This window comes from Streptomyces himastatinicus ATCC 53653, assembly GCF_000158915.1.
Taxonomy (GTDB): Bacteria; Actinomycetota; Actinomycetes; order Streptomycetales; family Streptomycetaceae; genus Streptomyces; species Streptomyces himastatinicus.
Genome location: NZ_GG657754.1, coordinates 2647327 through 2667453 on the forward strand (window position 1 = coordinate 2647327; position 20127 = coordinate 2667453).

Annotated in this window: 19 protein-coding genes; 10 read left to right on the forward strand and 9 right to left on the reverse strand. The window is 70.9% G+C overall.

Annotation, left to right across the window (positions count from 1 at the left end):
• Window positions 1-3: 3 nt before the first annotated feature.
• The 5 genes from SSOG_RS10535 (at window position 4) to SSOG_RS10555 (ending at window position 5427) form a co-directional block, all read left to right on the forward strand.
• Window positions 4-1026, forward strand: coding sequence for an ABC transporter permease (locus tag SSOG_RS10535; protein WP_009714202.1), 1023 nt, complete (start codon window positions 4-6; stop codon window positions 1024-1026).
• 67 nt (window positions 1027-1093) lie between these two features.
• Entirely contained in the window at window positions 1094-2071 is a 978-nt protein-coding gene (locus SSOG_RS10540) for a sugar ABC transporter substrate-binding protein (protein ID WP_039937127.1), read from the forward strand.
• A gap of 24 nt (window positions 2072-2095) precedes the next feature.
• On the forward strand, window positions 2096-3601 hold the full coding sequence (locus SSOG_RS10545; protein ID WP_009714204.1) for a sugar ABC transporter ATP-binding protein: 1506 nt from the start codon (window positions 2096-2098) through the stop codon (window positions 3599-3601).
• 7 nt (window positions 3602-3608) lie between these two features.
• Window positions 3609-4640 (forward strand): sugar-binding transcriptional regulator, encoded by a 1032-nt coding sequence (locus tag SSOG_RS10550; protein WP_245606269.1) that lies wholly within the window; start codon window positions 3609-3611, stop codon window positions 4638-4640.
• Between the two features lie 19 nt (window positions 4641-4659).
• Window positions 4660-5427, forward strand: a complete 768-nt coding sequence (locus tag SSOG_RS10555) for an SDR family oxidoreductase (protein WP_009714206.1) — start codon at window positions 4660-4662, stop codon at window positions 5425-5427.
• Window positions 5428-5443: 16 nt separating this feature from the next.
• Here SSOG_RS10555 and SSOG_RS10560 read toward each other — a convergent pair whose 3' ends face one another.
• Genes SSOG_RS10560 through SSOG_RS10570 form a run of 3 tightly spaced genes read right to left on the reverse strand, consistent with a single transcriptional unit; the run spans window position 5444 to window position 8348 of the window.
• The gene (locus SSOG_RS10560) at window positions 5444-6247 is read right to left on the reverse strand and encodes a sugar phosphate isomerase/epimerase family protein (protein ID WP_039937129.1); all 804 of its coding nucleotides are present in this window, start codon (window positions 6245-6247) and stop codon (window positions 5444-5446) included.
• A 27-nt stretch (window positions 6248-6274) separates the two neighbouring features.
• On the reverse strand, window positions 6275-7195 hold the full coding sequence (locus SSOG_RS10565) for a sugar phosphate isomerase/epimerase family protein (protein WP_009714208.1): 921 nt from the start codon (window positions 7193-7195) through the stop codon (window positions 6275-6277).
• A 4-nt stretch (window positions 7196-7199) separates the two neighbouring features.
• Window positions 7200-8348 carry a Gfo/Idh/MocA family protein gene (locus tag SSOG_RS10570; protein WP_039937132.1) on the reverse strand — a complete coding sequence of 383 codons (1149 nt, stop codon included), beginning with the start codon at window positions 8346-8348 and terminating at the stop codon, window positions 7200-7202.
• 177 nt (window positions 8349-8525) lie between these two features.
• Between SSOG_RS10570 and SSOG_RS10575 the strand changes: the two genes are divergently transcribed.
• From SSOG_RS10575 to SSOG_RS10595, 5 genes are all read left to right on the forward strand, one after another.
• Window positions 8526-9791 carry an ROK family transcriptional regulator gene (locus SSOG_RS10575; protein WP_009714210.1) on the forward strand — a complete coding sequence of 422 codons (1266 nt, stop codon included), beginning with the start codon at window positions 8526-8528 and terminating at the stop codon, window positions 9789-9791.
• Window positions 9792-9987: 196 nt separating this feature from the next.
• Window positions 9988-11112: a Gfo/Idh/MocA family protein gene (locus tag SSOG_RS10580; RefSeq protein WP_009714211.1), complete on the forward strand. Its 1125-nt coding sequence runs from the start codon at window positions 9988-9990 to the stop codon at window positions 11110-11112.
• Between the two features lie 59 nt (window positions 11113-11171).
• Window positions 11172-12497, forward strand: coding sequence for an MFS transporter (locus SSOG_RS10585; protein WP_009714212.1), 1326 nt, complete (start codon window positions 11172-11174; stop codon window positions 12495-12497).
• A 30-nt stretch (window positions 12498-12527) separates the two neighbouring features.
• On the forward strand, window positions 12528-13124 hold the full coding sequence (locus tag SSOG_RS10590) for a class I SAM-dependent methyltransferase (protein WP_009714213.1): 597 nt from the start codon (window positions 12528-12530) through the stop codon (window positions 13122-13124).
• Window positions 13125-13485: 361 nt separating this feature from the next.
• Window positions 13486-13836: a hypothetical protein gene (locus SSOG_RS10595; RefSeq protein ID WP_245606270.1), complete on the forward strand. Its 351-nt coding sequence runs from the start codon at window positions 13486-13488 to the stop codon at window positions 13834-13836.
• A gap of 153 nt (window positions 13837-13989) precedes the next feature.
• Here SSOG_RS10595 and SSOG_RS10600 read toward each other — a convergent pair whose 3' ends face one another.
• The 6 genes from SSOG_RS10600 to SSOG_RS55855 form a co-directional block, all read right to left on the reverse strand.
• Window positions 13990-14748, reverse strand: coding sequence for a polysaccharide lyase family 20 protein (locus SSOG_RS10600; protein WP_039937136.1), 759 nt, complete (start codon window positions 14746-14748; stop codon window positions 13990-13992).
• Window positions 14749-14816: 68 nt separating this feature from the next.
• Window positions 14817-15818 (reverse strand): TIGR03842 family LLM class F420-dependent oxidoreductase, encoded by a 1002-nt coding sequence (locus SSOG_RS10605; RefSeq protein WP_009714216.1) that lies wholly within the window; start codon window positions 15816-15818, stop codon window positions 14817-14819.
• Window positions 15819-15829: 11 nt separating this feature from the next.
• Window positions 15830-17230, reverse strand: a complete 1401-nt coding sequence (gene hydA / locus SSOG_RS10610) for a dihydropyrimidinase (protein WP_039937139.1) — start codon at window positions 17228-17230, stop codon at window positions 15830-15832.
• On the reverse strand, window positions 17230-18582 hold the full coding sequence (locus SSOG_RS10615; protein WP_009714218.1) for an aspartate aminotransferase family protein: 1353 nt from the start codon (window positions 18580-18582) through the stop codon (window positions 17230-17232). The genes hydA and SSOG_RS10615 overlap by 1 nt, the downstream gene beginning before the upstream one ends.
• Window positions 18579-19421: a nitrilase-related carbon-nitrogen hydrolase gene (locus SSOG_RS10620; protein WP_009714219.1), complete on the reverse strand. Its 843-nt coding sequence runs from the start codon at window positions 19419-19421 to the stop codon at window positions 18579-18581. Before SSOG_RS10620 ends, SSOG_RS10615 begins: the two co-directional genes overlap by 4 nt.
• 188 nt (window positions 19422-19609) lie before the next feature.
• Window positions 19610-20127 (reverse strand): hypothetical protein (locus SSOG_RS55855; protein WP_039937142.1); only part of this gene is annotated, 518 nt, incomplete at its 5' end.

Sequence of the window (20127 nt, forward strand, 5' to 3'; positions counted from 1 at the left end):
TCGATGAGCACGACCGGCAAGGCCGCACCCGCCGTTGACACACCACCATCCCCCTCGGACGCCCACCGCGCCCGGCTGCCGTCCTGGGTGACGGGCATCCTCACCGGATCGCGCGGCCCCGCCCTCGGCCTGCTCGCCATGTGCGTCGTCTTCTTCATCGCGACGCCGTACTTCCTCACCCAGAGCAATCTGCTCAACATCGTCGACCAGACCGCCGTCCTCGGTCTGCTCGCGCTCGGCATGACCGCGGTCATCGTGATGGGCGGCATCGACCTCTCGGTCGGCGCCACGCTGGCCCTCGCCACCATGGTGGTCGGCTGGCTCTCGCACGACCAGGGATGGCCGCTGTGGCTGAGCGCGGTGGCCGCGATCGCCGTCGCGGGTGCCTGCGGGCTCGCCAACGGACTGGGCATCACCTACACCAAGCTGCCACCGTTCATCGCCACGCTGGCCATGATGTCGATCGCCCGCGGCCTGGCCAACGTCATCACCGACGGGCAGCAGATCGTCGGGTTCCCCGACTGGTTCGACAACCTCTCCACCATCCGGTACGTCGGCGTCTTCACCGTGTGCACCGCCGTGCTCGCCGCGCTGTACGTGGCGGGGTGGGCGTACATGCGCTACCGCAGCGGGGGCCGCGCCCTGTACGCGATGGGCGGCAGCGCCGAGGTCGCCCGGCTCGCCGGGATCAAGGTCAAGCAGCGGACCGTACTCGTCTACACCGTCACCGGCCTGCTGGCGGGCCTGGCCGGGGTCTTCCTGACCATGCGCCTGGACTCCTCCCAGCCGAGCGCGGGAACCGGCTACGAACTCGACACCATCGCCGCCGTGGTGATCGGCGGGGCCAGCCTCAGCGGTGGCGTCGGCTCCATCACCGGAACCCTGATCGGCGTGCTGATCATCGGGGTTCTGCGCAACGGCCTCAACCTGCTGGGGGTCTCGCCGTTCATCCAGCAGATCGTCATCGGCCTGGTGATCGCGCTGGCCGTCATGCTCGACGTGCTCCGCCGCCGCGAAGCGCGCTGACCCTCTCTCCCCTCTCCCCCTCCCCTTCTCTTATCTCCCCCGGGCACAAGCCAAGGAGTTGGTTCCCATGAAGGCACGAGCGACGACACGCATCGTGATAGCCACCGGAGTCGCGGCCACCATGGTCGTCGGCGCCACCGCCTGCGGACGCGGTGGCAACGGCGCGAAGACCGCCGACGGCAAGCAGATCACCATCGGGCTGGCCGTGGCCAACCTCCAGGCCGACTTCTTCAACCAGATCAAACAGTCCGTGACCGCCGAGGCCAAGAAGAAGGGCATCAAGGTCATCGTCTCGGACGCACGCGGCGACGCGGCCACCCAGGTCAACCAGATCCAGGACTTCATCAGCCGTCAGGTCAGCGCCATCATCTACATCCCCGCCGGTGCCACGGCGGCGGGCGTCCCCGTGAAGGCGGCCAACCGCGCCAAGATCCCCGTGGTCACCGTGGACCGCAACCCACCCGGTGAGCCCGGCAAGTCGTTCATCGCCAGCGACAGCGTCGCGGCCGCGCGGACGCTGGGGAACTACGTGGTCAAGGAGTCCGGCGGCAAGGGTCAGCTCGCCATCCTCCAGGGCCAGATCGGCACCACCCCGCAGGTGGACCGGCAGAAGGGGTTCGGGCAGGCCCTGAAGAACGCGCCGGGCATCAAGGTGGTGTCCCAGCAGCCCGCCGACTGGGCCCAGGACAAGGCGTACTCCGTCTCCCAGGACATGCTCCAGGCCCACCCGGGCATCGACATCCTGTGGGGCCAGGCCGACGCGATGGCGCTCGGCGCCGCCCAGGCCGTCAAGGCGTCCGGCTCGAAGAAGAAGCACCTCATCGTCGGCTTCGACGGCGACATCGCCGGGCTCAAGGCCGTCCGCCGGGGCACCGTCGACGCCACCATGGTGCAGCAGACGCGCAAGATGGGCCGGATGTCCGTGAACACCGCCGTGGACATCATCAAGGGCAAGAAGGTCCCGGCCCAACAGCTCCAGCCCGCCTTCCTCCTGACCAGCAAGGACAAGAAGAAGGCCACCCAGTTCATCAACACCCACCCGTAAACGACGGCAGGGACGGCAGCGACGATGAGAGACGTCAGTCGGCACCCGGCGGCGGGCCCCTCCCAGGGCCTGGTCGTACGGGGGATATCCAAGCGGTTCGGGGTCACCCAGGCGCTCGACCGGTTCGACCTGGAGGTGCGCCCCGGGGAAGTGGTGGCGCTGCTCGGCGAGAACGGCGCGGGCAAGTCCACCGTGTCCAACGTCATCGCGGGCACCTTCCCCTCCGACACCGGCGAGATGACCTGGCAGGGACAGCCGTACGAACCGAAGACCCCCGGGGACGCCATCAGCCACGGAATCGGCCTGATCCACCAGGAGATGCGCCTGCTGCCGGACCTGTCCGTGGCCGAGAACGTGTTCCTCGGGCGGCTGCTGCACCGGGGCGGGCGGATCGACCGCGGCGAGATGAACCGGCGGGCACGGGAACAGCTGCGGCGGCTGGGCCTCGACATCTCCCCGACCCGGCTGGTGCGCACCCTGCGGGTGGCCGAACAGCAACAGGTCGAGATCGCCAAGGCGCTGACTCTGAACGCGCGCCTGCTGATCCTCGACGAACCCACGGCCGCCCTCGGCGGCGAGGAGACCGATCACCTCTTCGAGCGGATCGACGCCCTCCGCGATGAGGGCATGTCGTTCATCTATGTGAGCCACCGGCTGGAGGAGATCGCCCGCATCTGTGACCGCGTCGTGGTGATGCGCGACGGGCAGCTCGTCGCCACCCACGACACCGCGCAGGTGCCGGTGGTCCAGCTGGTGGAGGAGATGGTCGGGCGCAGCATCGAGCGCATCTTCCCCGACACCGGAACCGCGGGCGCCCGGGAGGTGCTCCGGGTGCGGAACCTGACCGGGCCGTCGTTCCAGGACGTGTCGTTCAGCGTCCACGAGAGCGAAGTCCTCGGCATCGCGGGCATCGTGGGAGCGGGCCGCACCGAACTGGTACGGGCCGTCGCGGGCGTCGATCCGGTGACCGGGGGCACGGTGTCCGTCGAGGGCCGGGCCCTGCGGCTGCGCGGGCCCAAGGAGGCCATCGAGGCGGGTGTGGTGCTGGTGCCCGAGGACCGCAAGGGCCAGGGCGCCGTCCTGGACCTGTCGATCGGCGACAACGTGGCCCTGCCCAACCTCGACCGCATCTCCCACCGCGGCTGGCTCAGCCCGCGCCGGGTGGCGGCGGTCGCCGGTGAGGCGATCAGCCTGATGACCGTCAAGGGGCGGGCCGGGCAGCCGGTACGGACGCTGTCCGGCGGCAACCAGCAGAAGGTCGTCATCGCCAAGTGGCTGGAGCGCAAGCCCAAGGTGGTCATCCTGGACGAGCCGACCCGCGGCATCGACGTCGGGGCGCGGGCCGCGATCTACGAGGTGATCGCGGACCTGGCCCGCTCCGGCATGGCGGTCGTCGTGGTCAGCTCCGACCTCGACGAGGTCCTGGGCCTGTCCCACCGGGTGCTCGTCCTCAGCCGGGGGCGGCAGCGCGGCATCCTCCCGGCGGCCGAGGCGACCGACGCCGCGGTCATGCGCCTGGCCACGGCATGATGCCGTTATGCATCCCCACAACCGGACCGGCACCCCCGTGACCCGCACCACGCGCATGGCGACCAGCGACGAGCAGCTGCGGCTGATGACCCGGATCGCCCGGCTCTACCACGAGCAGGGCATGCGGCAGCCGCGGATCGCGGAGGAGCTGCACATCTCCCAGGCGCGCGTCTCCCGGCTGCTCACCCAGGCCGCCAAGCTCGGCATCGTGCGCACCATCGTGGTGCCGCCCGAGGGGGTCTTCGCCGAGCTGGAGGAGGAGATCGCGGCCCGGTACGGGCTGCGCGACGTGGTGGTCGTCGATGTCGAGGGCGAGGCCGACTCCGTCATCCCGGCGCTCGGCGCGGCGACCGCGGTCTATCTGGAGACCACGCTCATGGAGGGCGACCGGCTGGGCATCTCCTCGTGGAGCGCCACGCTGCTCGCGGCGGTCGAGGCCATGCGCTCCCGGCCGGGCGGGCGGTTCCTGGAGGAGGTCGTCCAGCTGATGGGCGGCGTGGGCGATCCGCAGGTCCAGGTCCAGGCGACCCGGCTGATGGGGCGGCTCGCCGAGCTGACCGGTGCGGAACCGGTCTTCATGTCGGCCCCCGGGCTGGTCGCCGGCGCCACCGTACGGGACGCCATCCTCGGCGACCCCAAGGTGAGCAGCGTGGCCGCGGCGTGGAAGAACCTCACTATCGCCATCGTGGGCATCGGCAGCCTCGAACCCTCGCCGCTGCTGCGCCGCAGCGGCAACATCTTCTCCGACGACGACCAGGAACAGCTGCGCGGGCTCGGCGCGGTGGGCGACATCTGCCTGCACTTCTTCGACGAGCAGGGCACCCTGCTCGACACCGAGCTGAACGACCGCGTCATCGGCATCACCCCCGATGTGTACCGCGCCGTGCCCCGCCGCGTCGCGGTGGCCGGCGGCGACCGCAAGTACGCGGCGATACGGGCCGCGGTGCTGGGCGGCTGGGTCGACGTCCTGATCACCGACCTGGGGGTGGCCCGCCGGCTGGCGGGCCGCCCCGACCGAACCGAACGACAAGCGCCCTAGCATCCCTCAAGGAGCACTCATGCCCGTCCCCTCTTTCCGCCTCGACGACAGCGTGGCCCTGGTGACCGGAGCCGGCAGCGGCATCGGCCGGCGGCTGGCGATCGGGCTCGCCGAGACGGGAGCCGATGTCGGCTGCCTGGACCTGCCGGGCAGCGATCTGGCCGGTACGGTCGAGGCGATCGGGAGCACGGGACGGCGCGCGGTCGCCCTCCCCGCTGATGTGACCCGGGCGGAGGACCTGGCGGGAGCGGTGGCCACGGTCGAACGCGACCTGGGCCCCCTCCGGCTGGCGGTCAACGCCGCGGGCATCGCCAACGCCGCCCCGGCCGAGGACATGCCGCCGGAGCAGTGGCAGCGGGTCGTGGACGTCAACCTCACCGGCGTGTTCCTCTCCTGTCAGGCGGAGGGCCGGGCGCTGCTGCGCAACGGTGGCGGTGCCATCGTCAACATCGCCTCCATGTCGGGCACCATCGCCAACCGGGGGCTGACCCAGGCCCACTACAACGCCTCCAAGGCCGCCGTGATGCAGCTGACGAAGAGCCTGGCCACGGAGTGGTGCACCCGCGGCGTCCGGGTCAACAGCGTGAGCCCGGGCTATACGGCCACGCCGATGAACCTGCGCCCCGAAGTGGCCGAACGCGTCGCCCAGTTCGAGGCGGACACCCCGCTGGGCCGGATGGCGACGGTGGACGAGATGGTCGGCCCCACCGTGTTCCTGCTGAGCGACGCGGCGAGCTTCGTCACCGGTACGGACCTGCTGGTGGACGGCGGGGTCACCTGCTGGTAACCCCACCGGACACGGGTCAGGACCAGCGCGACAGGCCCGACTCGGCCAGCTGGGCGGCGTTGCCCGCCAGCAGCTCGAAGGGGTCGTGATCGGTGATGTCGATCTCCGCGACGTGCCAGCGCAGCCCGGGCCCGGCGGCCCGGACGGCGGCCGGGGCGTCGACGTCGCCGGTGCCGAGCGGGGTCTGCGGTTCGCCGCGCCGCGCGGGGCCGTCCTTGAGGTGGACGGACACGGCGCGGGCGCCGAGCCGGGTCAGCACCTCGGCGGGGGAGGCTCCGGCCACGGTCGCCCAGTAGACGTCGAGTTCGGCGAGGATCGCGTCGTCCGCCGCCGCCCAGAACGCGTCGTAGCCGCTGCGTCCGTCGGGCAGCGTCGCCCATTCGAAGTCGTGGTTGTGGTAGCCGAGCCGCAGCCCGGCACCGGCCAGGGTCTGTCCGGCGGCGTTCACGGCGTCCGCGAACGCCGCCAGCCGCCCGGGGTCGCCGAAGACGTCCTCGTCGAAGCCGCTGACCATACGGGGGTGCGGCACGAACACCGTGTCCGCGCCGATCTCGCCGCACTCCTCGGCCAGCGAGCCCACGTCGCCGGGCAGTCCGGCGTGGGTGGCCGAGACGCGCAGGCCCGCGGCGTCCAGCCCGCGCCGCAGGGCCTTGGCGGCCACCAGCCGGTCCGCGGCGCTCTTGTCCGCTGACCCCAGGCCGAAGGGCTCGACGTAGCGGAAGCCGATCTCCGCCAGGCGGGCCAGCGTACGGTCCTGGTTCTCGGCGAGCGCGTCACGGACGCTGTACAGCTGCACGGACAGCAGACCTTGCCGATCCATGGGGGCTCCTCTCGGGTGGGGCGGGCTTCAGCCGATGACCAGCGGGCGCAGGGTGCGGTGGGCGATCTTCAGTCCCTGGGCGACCTTCTCCTCCGTTCCGCCCCAGACCGGGTCCTCGTGTTCGACGGAGAGCGTTCCGGTGAAGCCGTGCTCGTAGAGGCGGTCGACGACGCGCGCCCAGTCGACCTGACCGAGCCCCGGCACCCGGTAGCGCCACCAGCCGTTGTCCCAGGGGTCCGGGCGGTCGACCGCCTTGCCGAAGAAGCCGTACCGGTCGATGTCCCCGCTGCCCAGCTCGACGTCCTTGGCCTGGGCGTGCACGATGCGGTCGATGTAGGGCGCGATGGTCTTCACCGGGTCGATGCCGATCCAGGTGAGGTGCGAGGGGTCCCAGTTGAGGTAGAGGTCCAGCGAGAACATCCACTCCCACAGTTCCGGGGAGTATGCCAGGTTGCCCGGATAGCCGTCGGGGTGCCAGCCCTCCATGACGCAGTTCTCGATGATGACCTTCACACCGCGTTCGCCCGCGTAGTCGACGAGTTCGGGGAAGACGCGCTCGGCCTCCCTGAGGTTGTCCGCGACGGGCTTGGTCCAGTCCCGGCCGATGAACGTGCCGACGTACGGGACGCCGAGCGCCGCGGCCGCGTCCACCGCGTGCTTGAAGTGGGTACGGATCTCCGCCCGGCGCTCCGGGTCGGGGTGCAGGTGGTTCTCGTAGTAGGCGAGCGCGGACAGTTCGAGGTCGTGCTTGGCGAACAGCGCGAGCGTCTCCTCCGCGCGCGCCGCGGGGAAGTCGGCGACGGGCAGATGGCTCGCCTCGAAGTCGCGTCCTCCGGTCCGCGGCCAGACGGCGACCTCGAGCGCCTCATAGCCGTTGCCGCTCGCCCACTCCGCGATGCGCGGGAGGGACCAGCCGGGGAGACATGCCGTCAGGAAGCCGAGTTTCATCTCTTCACACCTCTGTCCACGAGCCGTTACGGGAGGATCGGAGAACCGCCTCGGTGATGCGGGCGGCGCGCAGTCCGTCGTCGAAGGTCGGCAGGCCCTCCGGCCGGTCGCCGCCGATCGCGGCGTACGTGTCGGCGACGAACGCCTCGAAGCATTCCGCGTACCCCTGGGCATGGCCCGGGGGCAGGACTGACAACCGCCGCTGTTCGGCCGAGCCGTGGCCGGGGTCGCGGCTGATGACCCGGGCGCCGTCCTCACCGCCCAGCCAGATGGTCTCCGGGTTCTCCTGGTCGAAGACCGCGCTGGCCCGCGCGCCGTCCAGCTCGAACCACAGCCGGTTCTTCCGCCCGGCGGAGACCTGGGAGACGGTGGTGGACGCCAGGACGCCGGAGGCGGTGCGCAGCAGCAGCGCGGCGCAGTCCTCGGTACGGACGTCCATGTACTCCTCGGACGCGGAAGGCTCCGAGGCGTCCTCGAAGGTACGGGCCCCGGCGGCGGGACGCTTGTCCACGGCGATCGACGTCGAGGCGGTGACCTCGGCGAACCGTTCGCCCGACACCCACTCGACCAGATCGCACCAGTGGGAGCCGATGTCCGCGAAGGCGCGGGACGGGCCTCCGGCCACCGGGTCCACGCGCCAGCCGGAGGCCTGCGGCGAGAGCATCCAGTCCTGGAGGTAGCTGCCGTGGATCAGGTGCCAGCCGCCGAACTCGCCGTCGATCCGGCGCGCCCGGATCTCCCGGACCAGGGGGTGGTAGCGGTAGACGAACGGGACGGCGGCCACCAGCCCGCTGTTACGGGCCGTCTCCGCCATGCGCTCCGCGTCGGCGACGGAGACCGCGAGGGGTTTCTCGCACACCACGTGCTTCCCGGCGGCGAGGGCGCGCATCGCGAAGGGCGCGTGGGTGGCGTTGGGCGAACAGATGTGGACGACATCCACGGAAGTGTCGTCGAGGAGCGCGTCCAGGGACGGATACGCGGAGACCTGCCACTCCGCGGCCACCTGGGCGGACCGCGGTGGCGAGGAGGCCAGAACGCCGGTGATGCGGGCGCCGGCCAGCGCCGCGGCCCTGCGGTGGATCGCGCCGATCATCCCGGCGCCGACGATGGCGGTGCCGAGTGGCTTGGAGCGGCCTTGCGGTGGAGAGGTGATGACAGCCCTCCCTGAGGAGCGTCGGCGGGATGGTCTGCTGTCGAGTCCTGATCTCGGTCCGACGGTGCGGTTTCGTCCGGCGGTGAGCCTAAGACAGCCATTAGAGCCTCACAAGACATTGAATTCTGCATCTTGTGAGTCATAAAAGCCGCCAGAATTGCGGTACCGTGACCGGCCATGGGAGCGCAGACGACGGACCCCCGCCCGATACCCCGGCTGTCGGTCGCCGGCCTGCGGCCGCAGAACACCGGCGGCCCGGTCCACAGCTCACTGGCCCGGCTCATCGCGTCGGGCCTCGCCGACAGCCGCGCCGACCTGGTCAAGGCCACCGGCCTGGCACGGTCCACGGTGGCCCGGCACCTCGACACCATGATCGACGCCGGGGTGGTCACCGAGGGCGGAACCGTCGCCCGGCCCGGCCGCGGCCGCCCGGCGCTCCGGCTGACGCTCAACCCCCGGTCCGGAGTGGTCGCGGTGGCCGACGTCGGCGCCCACAGCGCCCGGCTGGCCCTCGCCGACCTGTCGCAGAACCTCGTGGCGCAGGAGGAGGTCGCGCTGGACGTGGCGCGGGGCCCCGAAGCGACGCTCGACCTGCTGACCGAGCGGCTGCGCGGCATGCTGGCCGAGTCCGCGGCGTCAGGAGGGGCCGACCGGCCCTCGGCCTTCGTCGTCGGGCTCCCCGGTCCCGTCGACGCGCGCGCCGGTACGCCGGTGCGGCCGCCCATCATGCCCGGCTGGGACGGCTTCCCGGTCGGCCGGACCCTGACCGAGCGGTTCGGCTGCCGGACCTTCGTCGACAACGACGTGAACCTCATGGCCCTCGGCGAGGCCCGCGCCCTGCCGGAGGGCGAGGCACCGCTGCTCTTCATCAAGATCGGCACCGGTATCGGCGGCGGCCTCATCTCGGCCTCCGGGGAACTCCACCGCGGGGCGGAGGGCGCCGCGGGTGACATCGGGCATCTGCGGGTGCCCGGCGCCGACGACACCGTGTGCAGCTGCGGGAACATCGGCTGCGTCGAGGCCGTGGCGTCGGCCGCCGCGATGGCGGCCCGGCTCGGCCGGGAGGACCCGGGCCTCGCCGGGCAGGACGGGCCGCGCGGCGCCGCCGACCTGGCCCGGCTCGTCCGCGACGGCCACCCCGGGGCCGTACGCGTCGTCCGCGAGGCCGCGGTGACGATCGGTGAGGTGGTGGCGCTGCTCGTGCACGTCTACAACCCGGCGCGGATCGTCATCGGCGGGGCGATCGCCGCCGCCAGCGACGACCTGCTGGCCCGGATCCGCGGCGTCGTCTACCGGCGGGCGCTGCCCCTGGCCACCCGTCGGCTGTCGCTGACCGGGAGCGTGCTGGGGATGTCCGCCGGTGTCGTCGGCGGGACGGTCGTCGGCGTGGAACACGTCCTGTCCCCCGAGGGCATCGGCGACCTGCTGGCGCATTCGGCCTGACCGAGCGCACTCGGCCTGACCGAGCGCATTCGGCTTGCCCGAACCCTTGACCCGCCGGGAAGCCGGTGCTTGCATGTTGCACCGTTTCACCGACAGCGGTTTCGTCCAACTCCGTTGCCTCCAGGTGCCGTTCTGCCGCGCGCTGTCCACCGCCGCCGCAGCGGACAGCGCCCTGTGAAAGACCGGGAGAGAACCCATGGACGAAACCACGCGCCGCGTCCCCGTCGGCGTCATCGGTACCGGCTCGATCTTCAACGCCTACGCACTCGGCCTCTCGGCCATCCCCCAACTGCCCATCGTGCGCGTCGCCGACCTCGACGGCGAGCGTGCCCGCGCCGCCGCCGAGGAGTGGAACATCCCGGCGTGGGGCACGACGGAGGAGCTGCTCGCCGACCCCGAGGTGCAGGTCGTCGTCAACATCACCCCGCCCAGGGCCCATGCGGCGCTGACCGACGCGGCCCTGCGCGCCGGAAAGCACGTGTACGTCGAGAAGCCGCTCGCCGCCACCGCCGAGGAGGCCCGGCGGAACATCGAGACCGCCCGGGAGACCGGCAAGCTGCTCGGCGGGGCGCCCGACACCTTCCTCGGCCCCTCCGGGCAGACGGCCCGCGCCGCCGTCGACGCCGGGCTGATCGGGCGTCCGTTCGCCGCGTCCTCCTTCGTCCGCTCCTCGCGCGCCGAGACCTGGCACCCGGACCCCACGTTCCTGTTCACCGAGGGCGGCGGCCCGGTCCTGGACTGGGGTCCGTACCACATCGCCGCGCTGGTCAATCTGCTCGGACCGGTCAGCCGGGTGGTCGGGGCGACCACCCGCGCCGCCGACGAGCTGACCGTGACGGCCCCCGAGCGCCGCGTCGAGCGCGTCGGCGTCACCGTCGACACCCACGCGACGGCGATCCTCCAATTCGCCTCCGGCGCCCTGGCCACGGCCATGTACAGCTTCGACGTATGGGACACCACCCTCCCCCACCTGGAGGTCTACGGCACCGAGGGCACCCTCCAGGTGCCCAACCCCAACCGCTTCGACGACCCCGTCCTGGTGAAGCGGCGCGGTGACGAGGAGTGGACCGAACTCCCCGCCGTGATGGACCCGCTCACCCCCGCGGGCGCCCGCGCCATCCGCGGCCCCGGGGTGCTGGACCTCGTACGCCACCTCGGCGGAGACCTCCACCGGGCCTCCGCCGACTTCGCGTTCCACGTACTGGAGGTCCTGGAACGGCTGGAGCGCATCGCGCCGGAGAACGGCGCCGTCGAGATCACCAGCACCGTGAAGCGTCCGGCGCCCCTCCTCGGCATCGACGTCGGCCCCCTGACCCGCTAGTCCGCTCCCGCTCCCTCCCTCTCCCTCCCCACGGGACCTCATCCGCAAAGGAGCGGACGATGCTGTCTGCCCGGAAGCCCGGCGCCGCCACCCCCCACACCCCCGAAAGCCCCGAAACCCCCGTGCCACCGCACGGCCCTGAACGGATCGCGAAGGCCACCGGCCAGGAGGTGAACGGGGTGTTCATCACCCTGTTCATCCTCGCCTACATCGGCCTGTGGATCGCCCTGTGCACCCCCGCCTCGGTCACCCTGTCCCTCCGGGTCGCCGACCTCGACCCGGACGGCAAGGCCGGGAGCCTGTCGACCATCGCGGGCGCCGGCGCCTTCTGCGCGCTGGTGGCCAACCCCGTCTTCGGCAGGCTCAGCGACCTGTCCACCTCGCGCTGGGGCCAGCGCAGGCCGTACATCCTCGGCGGCATGGTCCTGGGCTTCGGGGCGCTGCTGGTGATGGGCACGGCGCCCAACCTGTTCGTCCTGGGCCTCGGCTGGTGTCTGGCCCAGATGCTGTTCAACGCGGCCCTCGCCGCCGCGACCGCGCTCCTCCCCGAGCGGGTGACGGACCGGTACCGGGGGCGCGTCTCCGGGCTGATGGGCATGACGACCCAGATCGGCATCGTCAGCGGCACGTTCCTCGTCCAGTTCACCGGGACGGACAACCTGTGGATGTTCGTCGCGCCGGGGCTGCTCGGTCTGGTCATGGTCGGGGTCTTCGTCCGCTATCTCAAGGAGGTCCCCCGCTCCCGGGCCGAACTCCCCCGGCTCCGCTGGGCCGACATCCCCCGGAGCATGTGGATCAACCCGGTGCGCCACCCCGACTTCGCCTGGGCCTGGTGCGGACGGTTCCTGACCTGGACCGGTCTGTCCTTCCTGACCACCTACAAGGCGTACTTCCTGATGGACCGGCTCGGCTACACCGCCGAGGACGCCAGCCCCGTGCTGTTCTGGTCGATGCTGATCCTGGCCACCGCCACCACCGTCAGCAGCTTCACCGCAGGCTGGCTCTCCGACCGCATACGGCGCCGCAAGGTCTTCGTCGCCGCGGCGTCCGTCGTCTTCGCCTGCGCCATGGTGGTGGTGGCCACGGCCCAGTCGACCGGGATGTTCCTCGTGGGCGTGGGGATCTCCGGTCTCGGCCAGGGCATGTACATGGGCGTCGACTACGCCCTCGTGGCGTCGGTCCTGCCCAACAAGGACACCGAGGCCGCCAAGGGCATGGGCGTGTTCAACCTGTCCACCACGATCCCCCAGACCATCTCCCCCGTCCTCGCCCCGCTCTTCCTCGCCATCGGAGGCGCCGGAAACTACAGCGCCCTGTACATCGCCGCGGCGGTCTTCTGCGGCGCGGGCGCGTTCGCCATCCGGCTGATCCGCGGCGCACGGTGACCCGGAGTCGCGTCCCCGCAGAATGACCGCATGACAGCGAAGAACGGCAGGCGATGGAACCACAACATCCATTACCACCACCGCATCCTCCGCGCGGTCCCTGACGGCGCCCGGCATGCCCTCGACGTCGGCTGCGGCGAGGGCATGCTCGCCCGTGAACTGAGGCGAACCGTGCCGCACGTCACCGGCATCGACCTCCACGAGCCGAGCATCGACCAGGCCCGCGCCCACCCGGGCGACATCGACTATGTGCTCGGGGACTTCCTCACCCATCCCTTCGAACCGGCCTCGTTCGAGGTCATCGCGTCGGTGGCCACCCTGCACCACATGGACGCCGCCACCGGGCTGGCCCGCATGCGCGACCTGCTGCGCCCGGGCGGCGTCCTCGCCGTCGTCGGACTCGCCCGCAACACCCCACGCGATCTGCCGTACGTCCTCGCCGGGGTCGCCGTCGGCACCGCCCATCGCGCGGTGAAGGGCCAGTGGCAGCACCCGTCCCCCATCGTGTGGCCGCCGCCGGTGACGTACCGGCAGATGCGGGCGCTGGCGGCCGAGGTGCTGCCCGGCGCCCGGTACCGCCGTCACGCCCTGTTCCGCTACAGCCTTGTCTGGCACAAGCCGGCATGACGAGGCTCGCCTCCCCTCCTCTCCGTCTCACCCCGTCCGGGCGCCCGCTCCGCCTGCGGCGGTGGCCAACTGCTCAGGCACCGGCGCCGCCGCCGTGGACTCCGCGGTGGCCCATACCGGCACGCCGCCCGCAACGGCTGCGGCTGACCCCGGACGCACACATTTTCCGCCACGCGCACCGAAAGCCCCTTCTGACCGGAAGGGGCTTTCGGTATTTCCGGATTGGCATCAACACCCGCTACCCCGCTAGAATTTGAGTCGGCACCAAGAAAAAGGGGAAGCAGTGGCAGTTCGCTTTGTTCAGGTTCCGGAAACCCAGAAGGACGAGGAAGGAGTTCAGGAAACCGTCACGCCGGTCGTCGTGAACGGACAGACGGTCGAGACGCAAATTTATGGACGCACCGTAATTCACTGCGATATCGAACCCGATGTCACCGAGGACGTGCACTCGGTGGAGATCGTGGTCCCCGTCTGGGCCGACGAGGAATACGAAACCGGGGAGCAGAACGAGGACGGCAGCAACACCATCGCCGTACGGCAGGCCCTGAAGCCGGAGCGCCGGATCGTGGACCTGGGGCCGGATTCACTGAAGGCCCTTCAGGAGGCACTCCAGCCCTTCGCGGTGGTGTCCAGGCCCGCGGAGGAATCCACCCCCAAGAAGCGCGGCCGCCCCGCCAAGAAGGCAGCTCAGACCCCTCCGAGCGCGAGCTAGCACTGCGGGGGCGGGAACGCAAAGCTCCCGCCCCGCCCATTCGGCGCGAGTTCGATCCCGCACGGCTTACCGTCCGCCATGAAGAATGAGCGGTTTTTGCCGGAGCCCTGCGGTTGCACCATTCCTCAGCCGGAAAGACTCTCCCCCAGTCGGTCAGGTCCAGTTCGCGGGTTCGGCGAGGGCGTACGACGAGGCGATGCGGTGCTGGTCATGGAGGACCGTCAGGGTCGAGGGTCCGGCGGGCGTGCCGTCGCGCCAGGCCGTGCAGTAGATGCCGCTGGACCAGCGGATGGTGCGGGAGGTGGACGGCAGCAGAGTGATGCCCGTTGAGCTGACCGTCTTCTTGCCGTTCAGCCAGACCTCGAAGGCCCCCTGGCCGCTGTCGGCGAGCTTGAGGCGTACGACGATACGGATCCAGGTTCCGCGCAGGTCGGCGATGGAACCGACGGTGCCGGAGACCGCGCGGCCGCCGTACTGGATCTTGTTGCCCATGACGAACATCAGAAGCCAAGGGCCCTCCGGATCCTCGGGGGAGAACTGCTGGAAGGTGACGTTCTGGTCATGGAACCGCCAGTCGGGGGCCAGCCGGATGGCCTGGCCGTAGTAGCGGTCCTCGCCAACGCTCTGCGCTCCTCGGCGGAGGACCTCGGAGTGGTAGCCCCCGGTCTCGTTGACATAGGTCTGGGTCGCCGCGAGTGCGTGCGCGCCCTTGTAGGTGGGGGTGTCGACCGTGGTGATCGTCCCCTGTTTCTGGGCGTAGCTGTAGTCCCAGCCCTCCACGCTGCCCCGGTTCTGGAAGAACACTCCCTCCGGCAGGTCGGCGGCGGCCGCCCGACCGGAGGGAGTGATCGCGGCGAGGGGCCCGGCTAAGCCGAGACCTCCGAGCACCGTGAGTATCTGACGTCTCTTCATGGCCAGGATGATGGGAGTGGCCGCCTCAATATTCAAGAAGCGTGCGCGAAGAGATCCGATGACTGGTGCTATCCGTTCAGGGCCGGGATGACCTCGGTGCCGTACGCGTCGATCGTTCTCTCCTTCGCGTCGTGCATCGCATACACCGCGAACTGGTCCACGCCCAGCCCCCGCAGCGCGCGCAGCTTTTCCACATGGGCCTCCGCCGGTCCCAGCAGGCAGAAGCGGTCGACGATGTCGTCCGGGACGAAGGCCGTGTCCGGGTTTCCGGCGCGGCCGTGGTGGCTGTAGTCGTAGCCCTGGCGCTGGGCGATGTACGCGGTCAGGGATTCGGGGATGGCGCCGGAGTGATCGCCGTAGCGGGAGACCAGGTCCGCGACGTGATTGCCGACCATGCCGCCGAACCAGCGGCACTGCTCCCGGGCGTGGGCCAGGTCGTCCCCGATGTACGCGGGCGCGGCGACGCAGATGGTGATCGCGTCCGGGTCGCGGCCCGCCTCGGTGGCGGCGGTGCGGACCGCGTGGACCATCCACTCCGTCAGGAACGGGTCGGCGAGCTGGAGGATGAAGCCGTCGGCCTTCTGTCCGGCGAGGGCGAGCGCCTTGGGCCCGTACGCCGCCATCCAGACCGGCAGCCGGCCGTCCTTGATCCAGGGGATGCGCATCCGGCTGCCGTCCACCACGGCCTCCCGCCCCTCCGCCAGGTCGCGGATGGCGTCGATGGCGTCGCTCAGCCGGGCGAGGGTGTTCGGCGTGCGGCCCGCGACTCGCATGGCGGAGTCGCCGCGGCCGATGCCGCACACGGTGCGGTTGCCGTACATGTCGTTGAGGGTGGCGAAGGTGGAGGCCGTCACCTCCCAGGTGCGGGTGCCGGGGTTGGTGACCATGGGGCCGACGGTGAGCCGCTCGGTGTGTTCCAGGATGCGGCTGTAGATGACGAACGGCTCCTGCCAGAGCACGGCGGAGTCGAAGGTCCAGCCGTAGCCGAAGCCGTTGCGTTCGGCGCGGCGCATGAGGTCGACGACGTCCGACGCGGGCGGATCGGTCTGGAGTACGAGTCCGAAGTCCATGGCCTGGCCTCCTAGGTGAGGTACTGACAGGTCGAGCGGCGGACGTAACGGCCGTGCCCGGCGCGCCCGGTGTAGGCGCGGCCGTCGATGACCGGAAGGCCGCGCGAGAGCACGGTCTCGACCTGCCCGGTGATCTGCTTGCCCTCGTAGGCCGAGTAGTCGACGTTCATGTGGTGGGTCTCGGCGGAGATGGTCTGCTGGGCGGCCGGGTCGTAGATGACGATGTCGGCGTCCGAGCCGGGCGCGATGGTGCCCTTCTTGGGGTAGAGGCCGAACATCCGGGCCGGGGTGGCGCAGGCGATCTCGATCCACCGGCGGCGGGTGATGTGGCCGTCCACGACGCCCTGGTGGAGCAGGTCCATGCGGTTCTCCACGCCCGGCATCCCGTTGGGGATCTTGGAGAAGTCGCCGCGGCCCATCTCCTTCTGGCCGGTGAAGCAGAACGGACAGTGGTCGGTGGAGACGACCTGGAGGTCGTTGGTCCGCAGCCCCCGCCACAGCGCCGCCTGGTGTTCCCTCGGCCGCAGCGGTGTCGAGCAGACGTACTTGGCGCCCTCGAAGTCCGGTTCGGCGAGGTTGTCGGTGGACAGGAACAGATACTGCGGACAGGTCTCGCCGAAGACCGGAAGCCCCTTGTCGCGCGCCTGCGTCAGCTCAGCGACGGCCTCCTCCGCCGACACATGGACGACGTACAGCGGCGCCCCGGCCACCCGTGCCAGCTGGATGGCGCGGTGGGTGGCCTCGGACTCCAGCAGCGCCTTGCGGACCTCGCCGTGGTAGCGGGGGTCGGTCCTGCCCTCGGCGAGGGCCTGTTCGACCAGGACGTCGATGGCGATGCCGTTCTCGGCGTGCATCATGATGAGCCCGCCGTTGGCGGCGCCGCGCTGCATGGCGCGCAGGATCTGCCCGTCGTCGCTGTAGAAGACGCCCGGGTACGCCATGAAGAGCTTGAACGAGGTCACGCCCTCGTCCACGAGGAGGTCCATCTCCTTCAGGGAGCCCTCGTCGACATCGGACAGGATCATGTGGAAGGCGTAGTCGATCGCGCAGTTGCCGCCCGACTTCAGATGCCAGGCGTCCAGGCCCTCCCGCAGGGCGTGCCCCTTGGTCTGGATGGCGAAGTCCACGATGGTGGTCGTGCCGCCCCAGGCCGCGGCCCGGGTGCCGGTCTCGAAGGTGTCGGCGGCGAACGTGCCGCCGAACGGCATCTCCATGTGGGTGTGCGGATCGACACCGCCCGGGATGACGTACTTGCCGGTCGCGTCGATCGTACGGTCGGCGGTCCAGCCGCGCGCGACATCGCTGTCCGACGCGGCCAGCGCCACCACCCGCTCGTCCTCGACCAGGACGTCGGCGTGGATCTCCTCGGCGGCGGTGATGACGAGCCCGCCACGGATCACGGTACGAGGCATCAGCCCGCACTCCTTCCCGTCTGACCGGACTGGGCGCCCGACTGACCTTGAGTGGCGTTCAGGGCGGCTTCGAGGATGTCCGCGCCCTCCTCCGCCTCCGCCACGGTGAGGCTCAGCGGCGGGGCGATGCGCAGGACGCTGCTGTTGTGGCCGCCCCCCTTGCCGAGGAGCAGCCCGCGCTCGCGGGCCGCCTCCAGGACGGCCGAGGCGGCCTCGGGCGCCGGGTCGCCGGTGCCCGGCTCGACCAGTTCGACGCCGATCATCAGCCCCCGGCCGCGTACTTCGCGTACGCCGTCGAGCCCGGCGCAGGCCGCGCGCAGCCGCTCGATGAGCAGTCCGCCGACGCGGCGGGCGTTGCCCTGGAGGTCGTGCTCGACGAGGTGGTTGAGGTTGGCGAGACCGGCGGCCATGGTGACCGGGCTGCCGCCGAAGGTGGAGATGGAGTTGGCGCCCAGGCAGTTCATGACCTCCGCGCGCGCCACGACCCCGCCGATCGACATGCCGTTGCCGATGCCCTTGGCGAAGGTGAGGACGTCCGGCGGGCCCGCGGCGTCATGGGCCTGCCAGCCCCAGAAGTGGTCGCCGGTGCGGCCCCAGCCGGTCTGCACCTCGTCGGTGATCCACAGGATGCCGTGCCGGTCCAGCACCTCCCGGAAGGCGGCGAACAGCCCGTCGGGCGGGGAGGTGAAGCCGCCCACGCCCTGGACGGGTTCGGCGATCAGCGCGGCGACGTTGCCGTGCGCCTGGCCGAGGATGTCTTCCAGGTCGGCCACGCACGCGTCGATGAACGCGCCGTCCGACAGCCCGGCGAACGGCCCCCGGCTCCGCACCCCGCCGTGCACGTACAGCGTCTGGAGCGGGGAGATGCTGGTCGGCGACCAGGAGCGGTTGCCCGTGATGCCGACCGTCGAGAACGACCGGCCGTGGTAGCTGTTGCGCATCGCCAGGATCTGGTTGGAGCGGCGGTACGTGGTGGCGAGCAGCAGCGCCGTGTCGTTGGCCTCGGTGCCGGAGGTGGTGAAGAAGACCCGGGCATCGGGGATGCCGGACAGATGCGCGACGCGCTCGGCGAGGTCGACCATCGGGCGGTCGAGGTAGAGCGTGGAGCTGTGCAGGATCCGGCCCGCCTGCTCGGTGATGGCCTTGGTGACCTCGGGCAGCGCATGGGCGGTCATGGTGGTGAGGATGCCGCCGAAGAAGTCGAGGTAGCGGTTGCCGTCCGCGTCCCAGACGTGGCGCCCCTCGCCGTGGGTGATCTCGATGGGGCGCTGGTAGTACAGCGCCAGCCAGTCCGGGAGGACGGCACGGTGGCGTGCGTACAGCTGGTCGCCGGTCGTGGGCTCGCCGGTCATGGCTTCACCAGCTCGTCGTAGGCGTCGGGGCGGCGGTCCCGGTAGAACGCCCATTGCCGGCGCACCTCGTCGATGAGGCCGAAGTCGAGGTCGCGGACGACCAGTTCCTCTTTCCTGTCGCTGGCCACGTCGCCGACGAACTGGCCGCGCGGGTCCACGAAGTAGCTGGTGCCGTAGAAGTCGTTGTCGCCGTACTCCTCGGTGCCGATGCGGTTGATCGCCGCGATGTAGTACGCGTTCGCGACCGCCGACGCGGGCTGCTCCAGCTGCCACAGGTGCGACGACAGCCCGCGGGAGGTGGCCGACGGGTTGTAGACGAGCTGCGCCCCGGCCAGCCCCAGGGCGCGCCAGCCCTCCGGGAAGTGGCGGTCGTAGCAGATGTAGACGCCGACCTTGCCGACGGCGGTGTCGAACACCGGCCAGCCCAGGTTGCCCGGCTTGAAGTAGTACTTCTCCCAGAACCCCTTGAGCTGGGGGATGTGGTGCTTGCGGTACTTGCCGAGGTAGCTGCCGTCGGCGTCGATCACGGCCGCGGTGTTGTAGTAGAAGCCGGACTGCTCGACCTCGTACACCGGGGCCACGATGACCATCCCGGTCTCCCGGGCCAGCGCCTGCATCCGCCGCACCGTCGGCCCGTCCGGGACCGGCTCTGCCCATCGGTAGTGCTCCGCCTCCTGTACCTGGCAGAAGTACGGGGCGTTGAACACCTCCTGGAAGCCGATCACCTTGGCCCCCTGGGCGGCGGCCTGCCGGGCGTAGTCCTCATGCTTCGCGATCATCGATTCGGTGTCGCCGGTCCAGGTGCACTGGACGAGCGCGGCACGTACGACGTTGGCCATGATCAGCTCCTTCACAGCAGGGCTCCGGGGGCTTGCCCCCGTCGTCAACCTGTGTCTACGCACGTAGAATTTCGCTGTGGTGAAGAACGTAGAAGCGCACTCACCACTCTGGCAATACCGCCGCCGTTACTCAACGAAGAACATCACTTTTCGTGTGATGTCGGGCCTGACGTCGGACCCGGCAGGGATCAGGTGGCGCCGTGTATGCCCGCCACGCGGAGGGCGTGGGCCAGATCGTGCTGGCTGCCCGGGGACACCGCGCCCGCCGCGTCCAGCAGCTGCGGCACCAGCGTGCCCGGGTCCTCGGCCGCCGCCTCGGCCACCTCGGCGGGCGTACGGGCCCGCAGGAACGCCGTCAGCAGCAGCGCCACCTCCTGGTGCGCCGCGTTCCCGAGCAGCGCGAGCGCGGTCTGCGCCACCTCCGCGACGGGCCGCGCGACGCTCTGCCGCAGCAGCCGCTCGCCGTCGGACTCGCGGCCCGCCGCGATCAGCGCCTCCGCGGCGGCGGCGAGCGGCTCGGGCGGCAGACAGGCCATCTCCCACAGCAGTGTCGCCACGTCGGCGCCGAGCCCCGCGCGCTCCAGCTCGGCCGCCAGCACCGGCAGCCGCCCGGCGGGCCATATGGCCGTCTCGCACAGCACGGCGTGCGCCTCCCCGCTGCGCCCCTCCGCCCGCAGCCGCCCCAGCCGCGCGACGGCGCCACCGG